At 71.3% G+C, this 19,503-nt stretch carries 19 protein-coding genes; 7 read left to right on the forward strand and 12 right to left on the reverse strand.

The genetic code is table 11. The features are described from left to right. The first annotated feature begins 13 nt into the window (after nt 1–13). Nucleotides 14–1,036: a hypothetical protein gene (locus tag VG296_RS02010; protein WP_325562390.1), complete on the forward strand. Its 1,023-nt coding sequence runs from the start codon at nt 14–16 to the stop codon at nt 1,034–1,036. A gap of 145 nt (nt 1,037–1,181) precedes the next feature. Continuing rightward, nucleotides 1,182–1,598 carry a hypothetical protein gene (locus tag VG296_RS02015; protein WP_325562392.1) on the forward strand — a complete coding sequence of 139 codons (417 nt, stop codon included), beginning with the start codon at nt 1,182–1,184 and terminating at the stop codon, nt 1,596–1,598. Nucleotides 1,599–1,661: 63 nt separating this feature from the next. On the opposite strand, the gene recG is transcribed toward VG296_RS02015, so the two are convergent. Beyond that, the gene (recG, locus tag VG296_RS02020; protein WP_325562394.1) at nt 1,662–3,869 is read right to left on the reverse strand and encodes an ATP-dependent DNA helicase RecG; all 2,208 of its coding nucleotides are present in this window, start codon (nt 3,867–3,869) and stop codon (nt 1,662–1,664) included. Nucleotide 3,870: 1 nt separating this feature from the next. Further along, the gene (locus VG296_RS02025) at nt 3,871–5,664 is read right to left on the reverse strand and encodes a DAK2 domain-containing protein (RefSeq protein WP_325562396.1); all 1,794 of its coding nucleotides are present in this window, start codon (nt 5,662–5,664) and stop codon (nt 3,871–3,873) included. A 213-nt stretch (nt 5,665–5,877) separates the two neighbouring features. Here VG296_RS02025 and rpmB point away from each other — a divergent pair, with 213 nt between their 5' ends. Next, on the forward strand, nt 5,878–6,066 hold the full coding sequence (gene rpmB / locus VG296_RS02030) for a 50S ribosomal protein L28 (protein WP_325562398.1): 189 nt from the start codon (nt 5,878–5,880) through the stop codon (nt 6,064–6,066). A gap of 275 nt (nt 6,067–6,341) precedes the next feature. Here the strand turns inward: rpmB and thiD are convergent, their stop codons facing one another. Both thiD and VG296_RS02040 read right to left on the reverse strand, forming a co-directional pair. After that, the gene (gene thiD, locus VG296_RS02035; RefSeq protein ID WP_325562400.1) at nt 6,342–7,142 is read right to left on the reverse strand and encodes a bifunctional hydroxymethylpyrimidine kinase/phosphomethylpyrimidine kinase; all 801 of its coding nucleotides are present in this window, start codon (nt 7,140–7,142) and stop codon (nt 6,342–6,344) included. A gap of 13 nt (nt 7,143–7,155) precedes the next feature. After that, nucleotides 7,156–8,151 (reverse strand): thiamine-phosphate kinase, encoded by a 996-nt coding sequence (locus VG296_RS02040; RefSeq protein WP_325562402.1) that lies wholly within the window; start codon nt 8,149–8,151, stop codon nt 7,156–7,158. A 170-nt stretch (nt 8,152–8,321) separates the two neighbouring features. Between VG296_RS02040 and VG296_RS02045 the strand changes: the two genes are divergently transcribed. Together VG296_RS02045 and VG296_RS02050 are read left to right on the forward strand one after the other, a co-directional pair. Continuing rightward, nucleotides 8,322–8,558 carry an Lrp/AsnC ligand binding domain-containing protein gene (locus VG296_RS02045; RefSeq protein WP_325562404.1) on the forward strand — a complete coding sequence of 79 codons (237 nt, stop codon included), beginning with the start codon at nt 8,322–8,324 and terminating at the stop codon, nt 8,556–8,558. A gap of 4 nt (nt 8,559–8,562) precedes the next feature. Continuing rightward, nucleotides 8,563–9,105 carry a DUF3515 family protein gene (locus VG296_RS02050; RefSeq protein ID WP_325562406.1) on the forward strand — a complete coding sequence of 181 codons (543 nt, stop codon included), beginning with the start codon at nt 8,563–8,565 and terminating at the stop codon, nt 9,103–9,105. A 56-nt stretch (nt 9,106–9,161) separates the two neighbouring features. Here the strand turns inward: VG296_RS02050 and VG296_RS02055 are convergent, their stop codons facing one another. From VG296_RS02055 to VG296_RS02065, 3 genes are read right to left on the reverse strand one after another with little or no spacing between them, the layout of a single operon-like run. After that, entirely contained in the window at nt 9,162–10,301 is a 1,140-nt protein-coding gene (locus VG296_RS02055; protein WP_325562408.1) for a D-alanine--D-alanine ligase family protein, read from the reverse strand. Nucleotides 10,302–10,313: 12 nt separating this feature from the next. After that, the gene (locus VG296_RS02060) at nt 10,314–11,318 is read right to left on the reverse strand and encodes an NAD(P)H-dependent glycerol-3-phosphate dehydrogenase (protein ID WP_325562410.1); all 1,005 of its coding nucleotides are present in this window, start codon (nt 11,316–11,318) and stop codon (nt 10,314–10,316) included. Beyond that, nucleotides 11,315–12,064: a lysophospholipid acyltransferase family protein gene (locus VG296_RS02065; protein ID WP_325562412.1), complete on the reverse strand. Its 750-nt coding sequence runs from the start codon at nt 12,062–12,064 to the stop codon at nt 11,315–11,317. Before VG296_RS02065 ends, VG296_RS02060 begins: the two co-directional genes overlap by 4 nt. 142 nt (nt 12,065–12,206) lie before the next feature. On the opposite strand from VG296_RS02065, the gene cofC reads away from it, so the two are divergent. Beyond that, on the forward strand, nt 12,207–13,043 hold the full coding sequence (gene cofC, locus VG296_RS02070; protein WP_325562414.1) for a 2-phospho-L-lactate guanylyltransferase: 837 nt from the start codon (nt 12,207–12,209) through the stop codon (nt 13,041–13,043). A gap of 128 nt (nt 13,044–13,171) precedes the next feature. On the opposite strand, the gene VG296_RS32660 is transcribed toward cofC, so the two are convergent. From VG296_RS32660 to leuC, 4 genes are all read right to left on the reverse strand, one after another. Continuing rightward, nucleotides 13,172–13,822, reverse strand: a complete 651-nt coding sequence (locus VG296_RS32660; protein ID WP_349259424.1) for an HU family DNA-binding protein — start codon at nt 13,820–13,822, stop codon at nt 13,172–13,174. 107 nt (nt 13,823–13,929) lie between these two features. Next, nucleotides 13,930–14,196 carry a hypothetical protein gene (locus VG296_RS02080; RefSeq protein ID WP_325562416.1) on the reverse strand — a complete coding sequence of 89 codons (267 nt, stop codon included), beginning with the start codon at nt 14,194–14,196 and terminating at the stop codon, nt 13,930–13,932. 120 nt (nt 14,197–14,316) lie between these two features. Next, nucleotides 14,317–14,904, reverse strand: coding sequence for a 3-isopropylmalate dehydratase small subunit (leuD, locus tag VG296_RS02085; RefSeq protein ID WP_325562418.1), 588 nt, complete (start codon nt 14,902–14,904; stop codon nt 14,317–14,319). Nucleotides 14,905–14,909: 5 nt separating this feature from the next. Then, on the reverse strand, nt 14,910–16,352 hold the full coding sequence (gene leuC, locus VG296_RS02090) for a 3-isopropylmalate dehydratase large subunit (protein WP_325562421.1): 1,443 nt from the start codon (nt 16,350–16,352) through the stop codon (nt 14,910–14,912). Between the two features lie 148 nt (nt 16,353–16,500). Between leuC and VG296_RS02095 the strand changes: the two genes are divergently transcribed. Continuing rightward, complete coding sequence (locus VG296_RS02095; RefSeq protein ID WP_325562423.1) at nt 16,501–17,220, forward strand: IclR family transcriptional regulator; 720 nt, start codon at nt 16,501–16,503, stop codon at nt 17,218–17,220. A 178-nt stretch (nt 17,221–17,398) separates the two neighbouring features. Here the strand turns inward: VG296_RS02095 and VG296_RS02100 are convergent, their stop codons facing one another. Next, nucleotides 17,399–19,417, reverse strand: a complete 2,019-nt coding sequence (locus VG296_RS02100) for a CocE/NonD family hydrolase (protein WP_325562425.1) — start codon at nt 19,415–19,417, stop codon at nt 17,399–17,401. Between the last annotated feature and the right edge of the window lie 86 nt (nt 19,418–19,503).

Here is a 19,503-nt window from a genome sequence, read left to right on the forward strand (position 1 = left end):
ACGGCGGTGGTTCATGTCCGACCTGAACGTTCCCGGACTCACGGGCGGCACCGATCCCGTGGTCACCTCGCTGCTGCGCAACCGGATCCGCTACGCGCCGGACGTGGCGGCGCAGGCGGTGATCGAACTCGCCGGAACCGGTCGGCTTCGGGTCGAGCACGACGACGGCGACTTCGCGACGGTGGCCGTCGCGTCAGGGTTCGATGATCCCGGTGGGCTCGCGCCGTGGAACGTGGCGGTACTCGATCGTCTCGAGTCGCGCGCGCTGCCCGACGTGCCCACGCCGCTGTCCGTGCTGACGACGGTGGACGGCTCAGAGTTCTGGGATTGGCGGCTGCGCTTCGAATCCTCGCTGGTCAGGCAGGCCGAGCGGGACGGCCTGATAGCCCGTCGGCTCAGCACCCGGGACACCATGGCAGTGGTCTGCGGTCTCACGCTGGTCGTGGCGGCGGCCGTCGGCGCGGTCGTCGCGGTGCTGTTCCGGCCGAGCCCCGGGTTCGGCGCCGCGCTCGCCACGGCGCTGTTCGGCTTCATCGTGCTGTCGGTGACGGTCGGCCGGCTGTCCGACTGGCGGCTGTCCGAGTCCGGCAGGCGGACGGTGCAGCGGGCCGAGGCGGCGTTGGCCGCGGGCCCGGAGTCGCCGCGTTCGCTGCCCGGCGCCGTCCGCGGCGGGGTGATGCCGCTGCCCGCGGACCACGTGTGGTCGAACTACGGCGGCATGTGGCGCGTCGTCGGCCTCGGCTCGCGTTTCGGCGACTCGCGGCGGCTGCCGCGCCAGGTCCGCGATTCGATGCCGGAGCGCCGCGTGCTGCCCTGCCAGGTGGTCAAGCGCTGGTCGGTGCCGGGCGGCCGCGAGCGCGACCCGGCGTACTGCTGCGCCTTCGACGACGGCGCGTCCAGCTTCACCTGGACTTTCGCGATCCCGGAGCGGGTCTGGCACGACCTGTCTGTCGGCGACGCGGTGCTGCTCGACTTCAGTCCGCGTCGGCACCGGTTCTTCGAGGTCAGAGCGGTGGGCGCGCCGCCCGGGCTGTGAGCGCGCTGTGGACTGGCTGGGGACTTGCCGGGAAACGTCCGTTGTCATTGCCGGTTCCGGAGGCCGGGTCTAGCGTCGAGTTATGAGCCCTGAGACTTCTTCCGCAAATGCGCCGCTGGCGCAAACAATGGCCATCCAGAAGCCGATGAACGCAGTGATCCGGACGCTGCTCAAGACACCGGGCATCGCGAACGGCATCGGCAAGCGCCTCATCACGCTGCACGTCGTCGGCCGCAAGTCCGGAAAGCACATCGACGTCCCCGTCGCGTACACCAAGCACCAGGACGCGATCCTGGTCGGCACGCCCTTCGCCTGGGGCAAGAACCTGCGCACCGGCGAACCGCTGAACGTGACGTACAAGGGCAAGCTGCGCACCGCCGACGTGTACGCGGCGAAGGACGAGACCGAGGTCGTCGCGTTCCTCGACGTGATGTGCCGCGACAACCGCCAATTCGCCAAGTTCAACAAGGTCGGCATCGACGCGGCGGGCAACCCCGTCCCCGACGACATGCGCCGGGCCTGGGAGCACGGCGCGCGGGTGTTCAAGCTGACGCTGCACTAGGCGGCGGGCAGGCCCGACTCGGTCGCGCCGGACTCCGGCACGCTCGACTACGGCACGCCCGGCTCAGGTCCGTTCCAGGAAGTCCGCCTGGTCGGACTCGGTCAACGCGGCTACGGCCTTGGCGAGCGCGGGATGCTCGGCGAGGTCGGGGTCGCGCGCTACCAGTTCCGTCGCGGCCTGGCGTGACTCGCCGATCAGGTCCTCGTCGCGCAGGACGGAGAGCAGACGCAGCGAGGAGCGGCGGCCGGATTGGGCGGCGCCGAGGATGTCGCCCTCGCGGCGCTGCTCGAGGTCGATGCGGGACAGCTCGAATCCGTCGGTCGTGCCCGCGACGGCCCTGAGGCGGTCGGCCGCCGGGGATTCGGCATCCGCCTCGGTGACCAGCAGGCACAGGCCGGGGACGCTGCCACGGCCGACACGTCCGCGCAGCTGATGCAACTGGGAGACGCCGAAGCGGTCGGCATCGAGGATCGCCATGACGCTCGCGTTCGGGACGTTGACGCCGACCTCGACGACGGTGGTGGCTACTAGTACGTCCACCTCGCCGCCGTTGAACTTGCCCATCACCTCGTCCTTCTCCTGCGGCGCCAGCCGGCCGTGCAGCACGCCGAGCCGTACGCCGCTCAGCGGTCCGGCGGCGAGTTCGGCGGCGACGTCCACCACGGCGAGCGGCGGTCGACGGTCCTCGGCGTCGGCCGGCTTCGAGGGCTGAGTCCCGTCCCCGTCCGACTCGTCCCCGTCCTCGCCGCCGATCCGCGGGCAGACGATGTACGCCTGGTGCCCGGCCGCGACCTCCTCGCGGATCCGTTCCCAGGTGCGGGCCAGGAAGGCGGGCTTCTCCTTCGCGGGCACCACGTGCGTGGCGATCGGCGATCGGCCCGCCGGCAGAACCTTGAGCTCGGAGACGTCGAGGTCGCCGAAGACGGTCATCGCGACCGTGCGCGGGATCGGCGTGGCCGTCATGACGAGCAGGTGCGGCGATTCGTCGCCCTTGGCCTTCGCGCGCAGGGCGTCGCGCTGCTCGACGCCGAACCGGTGCTGCTCGTCGACGACCACGAGGCCGAGATCGTGGAACTGGACCTTCTCCTGGATCACGGCATGGGTCCCGATGACGATGCCCGCCTCGCCGGACTGCGCGTCCAGCAGGTTGGCCTTGCGTTCCTTCGCACCCTGCGATCCGGTGAGCAGGGCGACCTTCGTGCCGTCGGGGTCGCCGTCGAACTGACCGGGGCGCGCGAGGGGGCCGAGCAGTTCGGTGATCGAGCGGTGATGCTGCTGCGCGAGTACCTCGGTCGGGGCCAGCAGGACGGATTGCGCGCCGCTGTCCACCGCCGTGAGCATGGCCCGCAGCGCCACGACCGTCTTACCGGAGCCGACCTCGCCCTGCAGCAGCCGGTGCATCGGGTGCGTCCGCGCGAGGTCTTCCTCGATTTCGGCGCAGACCGCCTCCTGCCCCGCCGTCAGCGTGAAGGGCAGCCGGGCGTCGAAGCGTTCGAGGATGCCGCCGGGCTGGGCCGTACGCGCGTGTGCGGAATCCCGCATCGCCGCGGACCGCCGCTGCGCGAGCACGACCTGCAGCGGCAGCGCCTCGTCCCACTTCAGGCGACGCTTCGCGACCTCCGCCTCCTTACGCTCCTTCGGCCGATGCACCTGCTCGAGCGCGGTCCGGTAGTCCAGCAGGCGGCGCTGGCCGCGGATCTCGGCGGGCAACGGGTCCTCCAGCTCGGGCAGCGACCGGAGCACGATCTCGACGCACTGCTCGATCTTCCAGGACTGCAATCCCGCCGTCGCCGGGTAGATCGGCAGCAGGCGGCCGGCGAAGCGCTCGACGGTCTCGTCGGTGTCGTCGTCCTCGGCGAGCAGCTGGAAGTCGGGGTTCGCCAGCTGCCTGCGGCCGCGGAAGACGTTGACCTTGCCCGCGAACAGCGCGACCTTGCCGGGACGCAGCTCGCGATCCAACCACGGCCGGTTGAAGAACGTGAGCAGCAAGGAGCCGGTGCCGTCGGTGATCTCGACCTCGACGAGCGAACCGCTGCGGCTGCGGAACTGGCGCTTGGTCACCTTCTCGACCTCCGCCAGGACGGTGACCTCCTCGTCGATCGGCAGCTTCGACAGGTCGGTCAGCTCGCCGCGCTCGTCGTAGCGCCGCGGATAATGCCGCAGCAGGTCACCGGCCGTGTTCAGGCCGAGGCCCTTGGCCAGCACCTTCGCCGTGCGATCGCCCAGCAACTCGCTCAGCCGGGTCGCCATCGCGTCCCGCTCAACGCTCATCTCACTCCACGCCGATCAGCAGCGGCCAACCGGACTGACCGCCCTCGTAGGCGACCACGTCCATCTCCGGCCGCCGGGCCAGGACCCGGGCCGTGACGGCGTCGACCAGCGCTCCGGTCGGCAGGCCGAGATCGGCCCCGGTCACCAGGGTCACCATCTCACCACCCGCCGACACCATGCGATCGACCACGGCCAGCGCGCCTTCGAGGACGGTCTCGGAGATGAGCGCGACGTCGTCCTCGATGAAGCCGAGCACGTCCCCGGCGCGCGCGACGCCGGCCATGGTCCACGCGTCGTCCGCGGCCACCTGCAGCGCCCCGTACCTGGTCGCGCCCGCCGCCGCCGTCATCGCCACCACGTCCGCCTCGAAGCGCCGGCCGGGTTCGTGCACTGCTATCGCCGCGACCGCCTGCACGGCGGCCTTGCCCGGGATCACCGCGATGCGCACGCCGGGAAGGTCCCGTTCGGCCTGGTCGGCGGCAGCGAACGCGGGGGCGAGGCCCTCGGAGTCGGCGGTGACGATCACGACCTCGCGCACGCCGGTCTCCAGCACGGCCCTGGACAGCTGCGCACTCGTCGGCGGACGGCCGCCCGGCCCGCTCAGCGGCACCGCTCCGGCCTCGCCGAACAGCTCGGAAAGGCCCGGCCCGGCGGCGGCAGCGAGCACCACGCGACCGGGACGAAGTTCGGGCACGGGCACCGGTTGCGGCCGTTCCCGCTGCTCCCTTCGCACGTCCACGCATTCGGTCAACGCCGTCACGCGCAGGTCGCGGGGACGGCCGTAGTCCAGCGCCGCCTCGATCGCCGGACCCGGCTGGTGCAGGTGGACGTGGATGCGATATTTCCCAGCGCCGCCCGCGACGACGAGCGAGTCCCCGCCGTCGGCCGCGCAGATCCGCTCAAGCTCGGCACGCAGCGCGTCGGCCGCGTCGGTCTCGATCAGGAAGACGAGCTCGAGGCCCGGGGTCTGGGCGGCCGCGTCGGCGAGCACGGGCTCGTGCACGATCAGCGGATGCGGCTGATGCAGCTTGACCGGAGCGATCGAGGTCGGGACGCGCTCGGGCCGCAGCAGCGAGCGGCGCGGCATCGTGGTGACCGCGAGACCGGCGTCCCGCGGCGCGACGCGGCGCGGGTCGTAGCCGCCGACCAGCGCGGCGAGCACGTCGAGGAACACGCAGACCCCGCGCCCTCCGGCGTCCACCACGCCCGCGTCCTCGAGTGCCTGGAGTTGGTGCTGGGTCTTGGTCAGCGCGTCGAACGCCGCCTGTCGCGCCGCCTCGGCCACGGCCGGGAACGGCGGCTGCAGCGCCCCGGCCTGCTGCACGAGCTCGGTAGCGGCGGTCGCGGCGGCCTTGACCACCGAGAGCATCGTGCCCTCGACCGGCACCGCCACCGCGGTCCGCGCCGCTTCATCCGCCCTGGCCAGCGCCGCCGCGAGCGCCGCCGAGGCGATGTGCCCGTGGACCCGGGCCGTCTCGGCCACCTCGTCGGCCAGCCCCCGCAGCAGCTGCGCCAGGATCGTGCCCGAGTTCCCGTGCGCACCCTCGAGGGCCCCGACCGCGAGCGCGTCCAGGGCCGCGGCCGCACCGGTGGCCGCCGTGTCAGCCGGAGGCGGGGGCGTCGCGTCGAGCCGTTCGCAGGCCGCGTCGAAGGTGAGGTAGAGGTTCGTGCCGGTGTCGCCGTCCGGGACCGGAAAGACGTTGAGGGCGTCGATCTCCTCGCGGGCCCGGCCGAGCGCGGCCAGGCTGGCCCTGGCCCAGGCGCGCACCGCGGCCCCGTCGACGGCTTCGAGCACGAGGCGGGCCTTCCTTCTCGCAATCGGGACGAGGTTCGTTCGGGAGCGGATAGTGGTCCCGGCGCCCGGTCCTGAGAGAATCGGGTCCTGCCCACCTTAGGCGTTGGCACCCCGGATTGGCACTGCGGCGGATCCGTGGGTTACCCTGACCAGGTTGCCCGGAACACGCCTGGGCGCGAGTCCATCCGTAAGCACAGTCTTTTGGAGTGTCCCGTGGCTGCCACTTGTGACGTTTGCGGCAAGGGTCCGGGTTTCGGCATGAACGTGTCGCACTCGCACCGCCGCACGAAGCGCCGCTTCAACCCGAACATCCAGAACATCCGCACCACCCTGCCGAACGGCACGCCGAAGCGGCAGAACGTGTGCACCAAGTGCCTCAAGGCCGGCAAGGTCACCCGCTAGGGAGCCCCGCGCGGCCCACGTGAGTGGACCGCCGGCCCGGCAAGACAAGCACGCACGTTCGCGAAGGGCGGCGCCCCGGATTCCCCCGGCGGCGCCGCCCTTCGCGCTGTCCCGAGGACGTCGGCGGGCCGATCGCCGAGGCATAGCCGAGGCCCCAAGCCGACCGAGGAACGCAGCGACGAGGGCGGCTTGGCTGAGCCGCTGCCGCGAGCGCGGAGTAGGCACAACGCGAATCGGGCGGCGCCTCATTTTGACAGTCGCGAAGCGGCGATTCTCTAAGCCGTAGACGGATGCCCCACCGGTCCGATGCCCTTTCCGAGGGGGTAGCCGGCGGCGATGGCGCGGGTGACGTAGGTCTTGGCGGCGGCGACGGCGGCGGGCACTTCGTGGCCCTGGGCGAGGAGGGTGGCGACGGCGCTGGCGTAGGTGCAGCCGGTGCCGTGGGTGTGCGGGTTGGGGATCCGCCGGGCGACGAGCCAGTGTTCGGCGACGCCGTCCGTGAGCAGGTCCGCGGCCTCGTCGTCGGCGAGGTGGCCACCCTTGAGCAGGATCCAGCGCGGGCCGTGGTCGAGCAGCTTGCGCGCGGCCGTGCGCATGGCCTCGCGGTCGGCGACGGGGGCGCCGACGAGCCAGGTCGCCTCGTCGAGGTTCGGTGTCAGGACCGTGGTACGCGGCAGCAGTTCGCCCAGCAGTACGTCGCGGGCGTCCGAGGCCAGCAGGGTGTCGCCGTGCTTTGAGATGGCTACCGGGTCGACTACCACGGGGACTAGCTCGTTCAGCGTATTGATCAGACCGGCGACGGCGCGGACGAGTTCCGGGCCGCCGAGCATGCCGGTCTTGACCGCGTCGACGCCGATGTCGTCGACGCAGGCGCGGAACTGGGCCTCGACGGCCGCGGCGGGGAGGGGCCAGGCGCCTTGGACGCCGAGCGAGTTCTGGGCCGTGACGACGGTGATCGCGCTCATGCCGTGGCCGCCGAGTGCCTGAATGGCCTTCAGGTCGGCCTGGATGCCCGCGCCGCCGCCGGAATCGGAGCCGGCGACGGTCAGGACCCTGGCCCTGGCGGCCTCAGCCATCTGTCAGCCTCCCTCAACTCCGGCCGAAGTGGTCCCAGCCGGGGGTCGCGCCCCACGGGTGCCCGCTGACGGTCACCAGGGGCGTGTCAGGGGCCTCGGCGCGCTCGCTGACGCGGCCCACGACGTGCCAGCCGGGCGGGAGCTCCACGTCCGGCGGGAAGCAGGCGGCCAGGGCGTGGTCCTCGCCGCCGGTCAGCACCCAGTCCAGCACCTCGACGCCGCATTTCCGGGCGGTTTCGCGGAGCTGATCTTCGATCGGGAACGCCGCCGGGTCGAGGTCGATCGCCACGCTGCTCTCCTCGGCGATGTGGCCGAGGTCGGCGAGCAGGCCGTCGCTGATGTCGAGCATCGCGGTGGCTCCGGCGCGCGCCGCGGCTGGGCCTTGTTCGTACGGAGGTTCGGGGCTGCGGTGCCGGGCGAGGGCCGGCTTGGGGCCGTCCATATCGCGCAGCAGCAGTTCCAGGCCGCAGGCGCTCCAGCCGAGTTCGCCCGCGTAGGCCACGATGTCCCCCGGATGGGCGCCCGCGCGCGTGACGGGGGCGCGTCCCTGCAGGTCACCGAGGGCGGTGACGGCGATGAGCAGGATCTCCGAGCCGACGGTGTCGCCGCCGGCCACGGACGCTCCCACCAGCGCCGCCTCGTCGGCGAGGCCGGCCGAGAGGTCCTTCGCCCAGCTCAGCGGCAGGTCGGCGGGGGCGGCGAGGCCGACGAGCAGCGCGCTGCCGACGCCGCCCATCGCGGCGATGTCGGCGAGGTTCTGCGCCGCGGCCTTGCGTCCGACCTGGTAGCCGGTGGACCAGTCGCGGCGGAAGTGGCGGCCCTCGACCAGCAGGTCGGTGCTGGCCACTACCCGGCCGTCGGGGGTGCTGACGAGCGCGGCGTCGTCGCCGGGGCCGATCAGCACGGCGTGGCCCTGGCGGACCGTCCTGGCCACCCGATTGATCAGGCCGAATTCACCGATCTGGCCTAAGGTGTAATCACTGGTGGACCCCGGGCTCGGCTCAGTCACGGGTCCCACTTTAGAGGGACCGCCACGCGGCGGTTCGACCACCGCAACCACCCTCACGTGTGTAACCATCCGGGACCCCCTTGCGGCGGCCCCGGGTCGGGCCGGTAACGTTTCGCCATTGTCTAGTTCTCATTGACTATACGCACGTAGTCCGAGTGGAGGGCTCCGAAGTGGTTCAGGCCTACATCCTCGTCCAGACCGAAGTCGGCCGATCCGCCGCGGTGGCCGGTCAGATCACCGAACTGCCCGGGGTCATCTCCGCGGAGGACGTCACCGGCCCGTATGATGTGATCGTGCGTACGGAGGCCGAGACCATGGACGACCTGGGCAAGCTGATCGTGGCCCGGATCCAGGTCATCGAGGGCATCACGCGCACGCTGACCTGCCCGGTGGTCAACCTCGGATGACCGGGTGAACAAACTACGCGTGCTGCTTCCCGCCGCCGGGGTCGTGACCGCCTCGGTCGGCGGCGCGTGCGCGTGGCTGCTGCTGACCGCGGACCACGCCGTCGCGGTGAGCCCGCCGCGGGTCACCGCCGGGGTGCAGCAGGTCTGTGCGAACCTGCACGCCCACCTGCCCGCCACCGTGGACGGCCAGAGCAGGGACCAGGTCTCCCCCTCCTCCGACCTGACAGCGGCCTGGGGCAAGAGCCCGATCGTGCTGACCTGCGGCGTGGCCACGCCCGCCGTGCTGAACCCGGCGAACAAGACCTACGACCCGTCCGCCCAGGCCGTCTACGCCAACGGCGTGTCCTGGCTGCCGGTGCAGGTCTCGAACGGCTACGAGTTCTACGCCATCCAGCGCGAGGTCTACGTCGAGGTCTTCGTGCCCTCCTCGTACGACCTCGCGGACGGCAACCCGGGGATGGACGCGCCCACCGACCTGTCCGCCGCGATCATCGCGGGCACGCCGACCAACGAGGGCAAGTCGGGCGCCGACGTCAGCCCGGCCTGAGCACCCGCGCGCTTTCGTGCCCTTACACCCCTGCCCCTACACCCGTGTCAGGGCCCTCAGCGCAGCCCGCTCGGCCGGGACAGCGCGTCGGCGATCAGCCGGTCAACCAGCTCCGCGTAGGTGACCCCGGAGGCGGCCCACATCTGCGGGAACATCGAGGTGGTGGTGAAGCCCGGCATGGTGTTGAGCTCGTTGACCACGAAGCGGCCGTCCTCCAGCAGGAAGAAGTCCGCGCGGGCCAGGCCCTCGCACTCGAGCGCCTCGAAGGACTCGACCGCGAGCCGCTGGATCTCAGCGGTCTGCTCCTCGCTGAGCAGCGCCGGCAGGTCCACGGCGGTGGTGCCGTCGAGGTACTTGGCCTCGAAGTCGTAGAACTCGTGGCCGCCGAGCACCTTCAGCTCCGCGGGCAGCGAGGCCTCGGCCCGTCCCCCGGCGCGCCCGGCGAGGACGCCGACCTCGATCTCGCGGCCGTGCAGCATCGCCTCGATGACGAGCTTCGGGTCGTGTTCGCGGGCGAATTCGATCGCGGCGGCGAGCTCCGACTCGTCGTGCACCTTGGAGATACCCATGGACGAACCGGCCCGCGCCGGCTTCACGAACACCGGATAGCGGAGCTCTGCGACGGCGGCTCGTACCCGCGCGCGGCCTTCCTCGGTGTCCCACTGCTTCGCCCGCAGCGCGAAGTACGGGCCGATCGGCAGGCCGGAGGCGGCGAGCAGACGCTTCATCACGTCCTTGTCCATGCCGACCGCCGAGGCGAGCACACCCGAGCCGACGTACGGGATGCCCGCGAGTTCCAGCAGCCCCTGCAGCGTTCCGTCCTCGCCGTACGGGCCGTGCAACAGCGGCAGCACCACGTCCACGTCGCCCAGCACCTTCGGCACCGTGCCCGGCTCGTGCACGGTCAGCTCGCGCGCGGTCGGGTCGGCGGCCATGGTGACGAGCGCGCCACTGGTCTCGTCGATCCGCGGCGGCAGATTGCCGTCGGTGATGGCGAGCTGCTCGCCCAGGCCCTCGGCGAGCACCCACCTGCCGTCGGTGGAGATGCCGACCGGCACCACCTCGTAGCGCTCCGGATCGAGCACCTTCAGCACGCTCCCCGCGGTGACGCAGGAGATCGCGTGTTCACTGGACCGACCGCCGAACACGACGGCGACGCGGATCTTGGACTGGGGAGCTGCCGACTCGTCGCTCATAGCTCTCAGACCCTAGTACAAGCCCTCCGACTTCGCGGATCTGGCCATCAGCGCGGCGAGCATCTCTTTCGGGCCGTGCCCCTCGTGCACCACGCCGACCACGGCGCGGGCGATCGGCATGTCCACGTCGTGACGTTCCGCCAACTCCAGCACCGATCTACAGGACTTGACTCCCTCGGTGGTCTGCCGCACCTCCGCGGTCGCCTGTTCGATGCTCAGGCCGCGGCCGAGGTGCACGCCGAACATGTGGTTGCGGGACAGCGAGGATCCGCAGGTGGCGACGAGGTCGCCGAGACCCGCGAGCCCGGAGAAGGTGTACGGATCGGCGCCGACGGCCATGCCCAGACGCGTCGCCTCGGCCAGGCCGCGGGTGATCAGCGTGCCCTTCGCGTTGTCGCCGAGACCCATGCCGTCGGCCATTCCGGCGGCCAGGCCGATCACGTTCTTGATCGCGCCGCCGAGCTCGCAGCCGACCACGTCGGTGTTGGTGTACGGCCGGAAGTACTGCGTGTGGCAGGCCTTCTGCAGCTCCTCGGCGACCGACGGGGACTCCGAGGCGACGACGGCCGCCGCGGGCATGCGGCGCGCGATCTCCTGCGCCAGGTTGGGCCCGGAGATCACGGCGATCCGCTCGCGACCGGCGCCGGTGCACTCGTCGATGACCTCGCTCATCCGCATGCAGGTGCCGAGTTCGACGCCCTTCATCAGCGAGACCCACACGGTGCGCCGCTCGGCCAGCGGCGCCCACGCGGCGAGATTCGCGCGCAGCGACTGCGAGGGGATGGCGAGCACGGCGAAGTCCGCGTCCCGCAGGGCCTCGGCCGGATCCGTGGTCGCGCGCATGGCTTCGGGGAGCCGGATTCCGGGCAGATAGTCCGGGTTCTCGTGCCGGGTGTTGATGGCCTCGGCGAGGTCCGGACGTCGGCCGACGAGGGTCACGTCGGTCCCCGCGTCGGCGAGCACCATGCCGAAGGCGGTGCCCCAGTTGCCCGTGCCGAAGACGGCGGCGCGCGTCACTCGGCCACCTCGGCCTCCGCCGGGGACTCCGTCAGTTCCTGGGGCGGCGGCACGAAGCGCACCTCCGGGGCCGTCTCGCCGCGCAGCCCCTCGAGCAACTTGGTGATCTCGGCCATGATCAGGTCGGTGACCTCCTGCTCGGTGCCGCGCTCCTTGATGCGGTCGGCCCACGGGGACAGGTCGATCGGCGGGCCCGCGACCACCTTGAGGGTCTTGCGCGGGAAGACGTTGAACTTGGTCGAGTACGGCGCGAGCACTTCCTGCGCGCCCCACTGCGCGACCGGGATCACCGGAACGCCGGTGCGCAGCGCGATCCGGGCAGCGCCGGTGCGCCCGACCATCGGCCACAGGTCAGGGTCCTTCGTCATGGTGCCCTCCGGGTAGAAGATCACCACCTCGCCGCGCTTGATCGCGTCCTGCGCCGCGAGCATCGCCTTGACCGCGTCGCGGGTGCCGCGGTGCACCGGGATCTGGCCCGCGGCCACAAACCACTTGCCGAGCAGCGGGTGCTTGAAGACGCCGGACTTCGCGGTGAACCGGGGGGTGCGCCCGTTGGCCACCACGAAATGCCCGACGGCCATCGGGTCGAAGAAGGAGTAGTGGTTGGCGACGATCAGGGCGCCGCCGGTCTTCGGGAGGTTCTCCCTGCCGCGCCAGTCCCGCTTCGTCAGCAGCGTCAGCAGCGGCCGGGCGATCGCGGCGATGAGGAGAAACGCTAAACCGGCGGGCGGGTTGCGGCGGGCCACCTGGGGTCCTTCCGGGAGCCGAGGCTCTGGCTGGGCGGGGACGACGGACGAGTCCTATCCTCGCGCCTCGCTCCGGCTTGTGCCAAGGCGGCCCCCGGTGACCTTGATCCCGCGCGGGCCGCGGGCATGAAAAACTGTGCGGGTGTGGTCCCTGGTGATTCCGGTCAAGCGACTGTCCGCGGCGAAGACCCGGCTGGCGCCGCTGCCCACCGCGCGCCGGGCGGAACTGGCGCTGGCCTTCGTGCACGACTGCGTGACCGCCGCGCTGGCCGCGCCGCAGGTCGGGCAGGTGCTGGTGGTGACGGCGGATGAGATGGCGGCCGAAGGGCTCGGGCGGCTCGGCGCGCGGATCGCGGCGGAACCGGACGCCGCGAACGGCGTGGACCGGCTGAACGCGGCGATCCTCTTCGGGGCCGGGCGGTCCTGGAGCGAGCGGCCGGATCTGCGCGTCGGCGCGCTCACCGGGGATCTGCCCTCGCTGCGCACCGAGGAGCTGGCCGCGGCTCTCCGGCAGGGCGCGGAGATCGAGGGACGGAGCTTCGTACCCGACGCGGCCGGCAGCGGCACCACGCTGCTGCTCGCGGCCGCGGACGGCACGCTGGACCCGCGCTTCGGCCCGGATTCGCGCGCCCGGCACGCGCGCAGCGGCGCCGTCGCACTGTCCGCCGTCGGCCGCTCGCTGCGGCAGGACGTCGACACCCTCGCCGACCTGGAGGCGGCGTTAAGGTTGGGAGTCGGGGTTCACACCGCGCACGAGATCGGACTTGGGCTGATGCAGGGAACCGTCAGAAGCTTCGACCCGGCGACCCGGGGCGGCACCGTGCTGCTCGACGACGGCACGGAGCTGCCGTACGACGCGGCCGCCTTCGACGCGGGCGGGCTGCGGTTGGCCAGGATCGGCCAGCGGGTCGCGCTGCGCGCGGACACGGACGGGCGCATCACGGCCCTGACGCTCGCCACCCTGCCGCTGCCGGACTGATTCATTCCGATATACGGGCCGCGGGTGACTTCGAATACGGACGACTTTTTCGCAGCACTCGGCATTCAGAATGCGAATGTCCCCCCACCGCCGGCGCCTTGGCAGTGGGGGGACATTCGACAGAAGGCTTAGCGCTTGCGCGCGGTGGTCTTCTTCGCGGCCGACTTCTTGGCGGTCGTCTTCTTCGCCACGGCCTTGGTGGCCGGGGCCTTGGCGACGGCCTTCTTCGCGGCCGGACGGGCCGTGGCCTTCTTCACGACGGTCTTCTTCGCGGCCGCCTTGGCCGTGGTCTTCTTGGCGACGGCCTTGGTGGCGGTGGCCTTCTTCGCCGTGGTCTTCTTGGCGACGGCCTTGGTGGCCGGACGCGAGGCGGCGACGCGGGTCGCGGTCCTGGTCGCGGTGCGGGCGGCGGTCCGCTTCGCGGCCGTCTTCTTGGCCGCGGTCTTCTTGGCGACGGTCTTCTTGGCGGCGGTCTTCTTCGCGGTCGCGCGGCGACGGCCTCCGGTGGTGTTCACCTCGTCCTTGAGGGCCTGGCCGGGCCGGAACTTCGGCACGGTCGCGGCGGGGACGGCCACGGAATCGCCGGTGCGCGGGTTGCGCGCGGTGCGGGCGGCGCGGCGGGTGGTCTCGAAGGTGCCGAAGCCGGTCAGCGACACCTTGTCGCCGGAGATGATCGCGCCGGTGATGCCATCCAGAACGGCGTCGACGGTGTCACCTGCCGAGCGGCGGGAGATGTCCAGCTTCATGGCGACTGCGTCGATCAGCTGTGCCTTGTTCACGATGCGCCCCTTGGGGGTAGGTGCGGCGCCGGTTTGCACCACACATGCGGAGGATTTCCTATCCGCACCGTAGGCCCCGCAATCGCCTTAATCAAACACCAAAGTCCTTAATCACCCTTGTGTCGCAATACGAGAGCGTCAAGGAAGGCCTCGAGACGGCGCATCGCGTCGGTTCGGTCGTGTCTGGAGGCGGCGGTGATGACGAGCAGACGGCGGTTGAGTTCGGCGCGCTCCGCGGGCCGCAAATCCAAGTCCCGCAAGGCATCGTGCGCCTCTTTGAGCCGTTGCGCGAGCAGCGCGTAGCCGGACAGCGCGCGCAGTTCCGCGGCGTCGGGCGGCTCGGAATCCCCGTTCGCCGCCGGTGCCTGAGACATACGTCCATTCTGCGGCACCGGCGGCGTGTCGCCGAATCGGCCGTCCCGCGACGGGTTCGGCCGCTTCGGCGGTCGTGCGTGTCGGTCTTGCGTTTCGGTCGTGCGTTTCGGTCGTGCGTGTTACAGCGTGGCGGGCTTGAACGACGGGCGGGTGGTCTCGAACTCGTCGATCGACTCGACGTTGCGCAGCGTCAAGCCGATGTCATCCAGGCCCTCCATCAGGCGCCAGCGGGTGTAGTCGTCGATCTCGAAGGGGGCGACGAGTTCGCCGACGCGCACCTCGCGCGCCTCGAGGTCCACGGTCACCTTGGTGGCCGGATCCGCCTCCGTGGCGGCCCAGATCTGCTCCACGGTCTCCTGCGGCAGCACCACGGTGAGCAGCCCGCCCTTGAGCGAGTTGCCGCGGAAGATGTCGGCGTAACGGGCCGAGACGACGGCCTTGAAGCCGTAGTTCTGCAGCGCCCAGACCGCGTGCTCCCGGGAGGAGCCGGTGCCGAAGTCGGGGCCGGCCACCAGCACCGAGGCGCCCTGCCGCTCCGGCTTGTTCAGGATGAACTCCGGGTCGTTGCGCCACGCGGCGAACAGCCCGTCCTCGAAACCGCTGCGGGTGACCCGCTTGAGGTACACGGCCGGGATGATCTGGTCGGTGTCCACGTTCGAACGGCGCAGCGGGACTGCCGTTCCGGTGTGGGTTACGAACTTCTCCATGGCTCTCAGACCTCCTGCGGTTCCGGCAGATCGGCGGGCGCGGACAGGTGGCCGGTGACCGCGGTGGCGGCGGCGACCAGCGGGGACACCAGGTGGGTGCGCCCGCCCTTGCCCTGCCTGCCCTCGAAATTCCGGTTCGACGTGGAGGCGGAGCGCTCGCCCGGGGCCAGCTGGTCCGGGTTCATGCCCAGGCACATCGAACAGCCGGCGAAGCGCCACTCGGCGCCGGCGGCCTCGAAGACCTCGTTCAGGCCCTCGGCCTCGGCCTCAAGACGCACCCGCGCGGAGCCCGGCACGACCAGCATCCGCACACCCTCGGCGACCTTGCGGCCCTTGAGGACCGAGGCGGCGGCGCGCAGGTCCTCGAGCCGTCCGTTGGTGCAGGAGCCCAGGAACACGGTGTCGACGGCGATCTCGCGCAGCGGTGTGCCGGCCGTGAGACCCATGTACTCCAGGGCCCGCTCGACGTCCTGGCGCGCGTTCGGGTCGGCGAGCTTCGCCGGGTCCGGTACGGAATCGCCCAGCGGGGCGCCCTGTCCGGGATTGGTGCCCCAGGTGACGAACGGGGTGAGCGCGTCGGCGTCGATGGTGACCTCGGCGTCGAACTTCGCGCCCTCGTCGGTGTGCAGCGTGGACCAGTAGGCCACCGCCGCGTCCCAGTCCGCGCCCTGCGGCGCGTGGGCTCGATCCTTGAGATAAGCGTACGTGGTGTCGTCCGGGGCGATCAGGCCCGCGCGCGCCCCGGCCTCGATCGACATGTTGCACACGGTCATCCGGCCCTCCATGGAGAGGTTGCGGATGGCCTCGCCGCGGTACTCCAGGATGTAGCCCTGGCCGCCGCCGGTGCCGATCTTCGCGATCACGGCCAGGATGACGTCCTTCGCGGTCACACCCGGCCTGAGCGAGCCGGTGACGTTGATGGCCATCGTCTTGAACTGCTTGAGCGGCAGCGTCTGGGTGGCGAGCACGTGCTCGACCTCGCTGGTGCCGATGCCGAAGGCGATCGCGCCGAACGCGCCGTGGGTGGAGGTGTGCGAGTCGCCGCAGACGATGGTCATGCCCGGCTGGGTCAGGCCCAACTGCGGGCCGATCACGTGCACCACGCCCTGGTTGGCGTCGCCCAGCGAGTGCAGCCGCACGCCGAACTCGGCGCAGTTGCGGCGCAGCGTCTCGATCTGGATGCGGGAGACCGGATCGGCGATCGGCTTGTCGATGTCGAGGGTGGGGGTGTTGTGGTCCTCGGTGGCGATGGTCAGATCCGGGCGACGCACCGCGCGTCCGGCCAGCCGGAGGCCGTCGAAGGCCTGGGCGCTGGTGACCTCGTGGATGAACTGCATGTCGATGTAGAGCAGATCCGGCTCGCCCTCGGCGCGGCGCACGACGTGCGCCTCCCAGATCTTCTCTGCCAGCGTCAGCGGCTGCACTGGCGCTGCGTGTGCGGCTGTCATCGGGCTTCGCTCCATGTCGTGGTGTTTTTCCGCCCCTGGTAGAAGGCGCTTGAGTCGCGGTGCATCGCGGTCCGGTACCGCCCAGCCTTGCACCGTCTCACCAAACGATGCACTTGTGTCTCAGGCAATGAGATGGCAATATCGCCCCATGGACACCGTATCCAGTGGCGTGGGCGTGCTCGACAAGGCCGCCTCCGTCCTCAGCGCATTGGAAGCAGGTCCGGCGACGCTCGCCGGGCTGGTCGCCGCGACCGGATTAGCGCGCCCGACGGCGCACCGGCTCGCGGTGGCCCTGGAACACCACCGGCTGGTCTCCCGGGACATACAGGGGAGGTTCGTGCTCGGGCCGCGGCTGTCGGAACTGGCCGTGGCCGCCGGCGAGGACCGGCTGCTGGCGGCGGCCGGGCCGGTGCTGGCGAATCTGCGGGACGTCTCGGGTGAGTCGGCGCAGCTGTACCGGCGGCAGGGCGAGATGCGCGTGTGCGTGGCGGCGGCCGAGCGGCTGACCGGCCTGCGCGACACCGTCCCGGTCGGCGTGGCTCTGCCGATGGCGGCCGGCTCCGGCGCGCAGGTGCTGCTGGCCTGGGAGGAGCCGGACCGGCTGCACCGCGGCCTGCAGGGGGCGCGGTTCACCGCGACGACGCTCGCCGGCGTGCGGCGCCGCGGCTGGGCGCAGTCCGTGGCCGAGCGGGAGATGGGCGTCGCCTCGGTCTCCGCCCCCGTGCGCGGCCCGAACAACCGCGTGATCGCGGCCGTGTCGATCTCCGGCCCGGTCGAGCGGCTGACCCGCTACCCCGGAAAGCTGCACGCCGAGGCCGTCCTCGAGGCCGCGGGCCGACTGTCCGAGGCGGTCCAGCGCACCGCGTAGTCGAGGCACCGCGCAGTCGAAGCACCGCGCAGTCGAAGCACATTCCGCAACGCACGTTCGCAGCGCACACAGTCGTCAACGTCGACGAATCACTACGCACGCTGTGAGCCCGGAGCCGATACAGACAACGGTGTCCATCCGGTCGGCTCGGGCTCAGCGCGGAATCTCGGCCGGAACCTCAGCGCGGAATCTCCACGCGCCAGGTCTTCTCGAAGACGACCTCCTCGCCGTTGTAGCACTTGGCGCTGTTCTCGACGATGTACGAGTCGGCCGTACACCTGGTCTCCGAGGCCGTGACCACGCGCGCGTCCCAGCCGAGCTCGTCGCGGCGCAGCCGGATCGACCAGTCCGACCTGGCCCGCGCGCTGAGCGGATCCCGCTCCTGGATCCAGTAGCGATCGCGGGCCGCCTCGGTGCATTCGAGGCCGTCTGGGTACGTGCGCGAGCCGCCGTACCCCGGATCGACATCCATCGCCCACACCCCGGTCGCGACATCCCTGGCCACGGCTCGCAGAGGTCTGCCGACCGCCGGCTCGTTGACGCGCACCTCGAGCGGCGCCGCGTGCTCCGGTTCGGCGAAGGTGAGCTCGGGCCTGGCCGCGTCCGGCTGCGGATCGCGGACCGGGAGGCGGATGGAACTGTTCGCCGCGTCCACCTCGAAGCCGGCGCCCTCGGCATGCGGCCAGATCCACGGCCAGTACGCGGAGGACAGCGCCACCCTGATCCGGTGCCCGGCCGGAAACGCGTGCCCCGCGCTGTTCAGTTCGAACTCGACGTCGGCGCTCTCCCCCGGAGTCCACGGCGTCTTGCGGTCCCGGCCCGCGCGCGCCTGCAGATTGAGCACGCCGCGACTGACGAGGGTGGACGCACCGTCCGGGGCCACGTCGCAGAGCCGCGCGATGACGTTGGCCCGTTCGGCCCGGCACGTCAGCCGCACCCGGATGCTCGCCCGGCCGAGGATCTCCAGCCGGCCGGCGAGCGGCGCGGTGTCGAAGCAGATCGAGCGGCCGTCCTCGGCGCGCTGGTCCGGCGGCAGGTCGCCGGGATTGCCGATCGGGAAGAAGCGGCCCGCGTCCACCCCGGTGTGCTGCGCCGAACGCACCGGCAGCAGCCGCGCGTCGGCCACCTCCACGGGATGCGCGAGGGCGATCTCCGTCATCGTGACCTGCGACGAGGGCCAGGAATCGTCACCGACCCAACGCCCCGGCCGCTCCTGGTACGTCGTCGCCGGGCGCACCGACTCGCAGATCCAGCTGCGCAGCAGCGGCTCGGCGATGACATCAGTGTCCTCATCCGAGAGCCAGTGGTCCCACCAGCGCAGCGTCTCCTGCAGGAAGCCGATCGCCGGGCCCGGCGGCAACCCGCGGTCCGGGTACTGGTGCGACCAGGGCCCGATCAGTCCGCGCACCGGGGTGCCGTGCTCGGTGAGCCGCTCGACGAGGCGGAAGACGGTGTCGCGGTACGGGTCGTGCCAGCCGCCGACGGCGAGGACCGCGGCCTTGATCGAGCCGTAGTCCTCGCAGACGCTGCCGTGCTTCCAGTACTCGTCGCGCTGCTGGTGCGAGAGCCAGGTGTGGATGAACGGCTCGAGCGATTCGAGCCGGGTCGTCCACTGCTCGCGCCAACCGGCGCCGGCGTAGCGCGGATCCGGCGGCCGGGCGGTGAAGGCGAGCATCGTCGCGGCCCAGGCGTGCATGTCGATGCCGAGGACCGCGCCGCCCAGGTAGTGCACATCGTTGTCGTAGCGGTCGTCGGTCGAGCACACGGTGACGATCGCCTTGAGCGGCTCCGGCGCACGCGCCGCGATCTGCAGCGCGTTGAAGCCGCCCCAGGAGATGCCGAACATCCCGACCCTTCCGCTGCACCAGGGCTGCTCGGCGAGCCATTCGACGACCGCGACGCCGTCCACGATCTCCTGCTCCGAATACTCGTCCGTCATCACGCCGTCGGAGTTTCCGTTGCCCCGGACATCCACCCGGACGGACGCGTAGCCGTGACCGGCGTACCACGGGTGTCGTTGTGCGTCTCTCGGCGCGGTCCAGTCGGTGAGCCGATAGGGCAGGTACTCCAGGAGAGCGGGCACCGGTTCCTCGGTGACGGGCCGCCAGATCCGCGCATAGAGGCGGGTGCCGTCCTCGAGCGGGATGCGCACGTCGTCGTGCAGGACGCCGTAGGGGAACTCCTCGCGGATCCTCATGTAGAGAGGCTCCCTGTCTTCCCTATATAGAGGTGGGTAGGATTTCCGGCGAATCGGTCGATACCGGTGCTGCTTGTGACACTACC

It is taken from the genome of Actinospica sp. (assembly GCF_035552695.1).
Taxonomy (GTDB): Bacteria; Actinomycetota; Actinomycetes; order Streptomycetales; family Catenulisporaceae; genus Actinospica.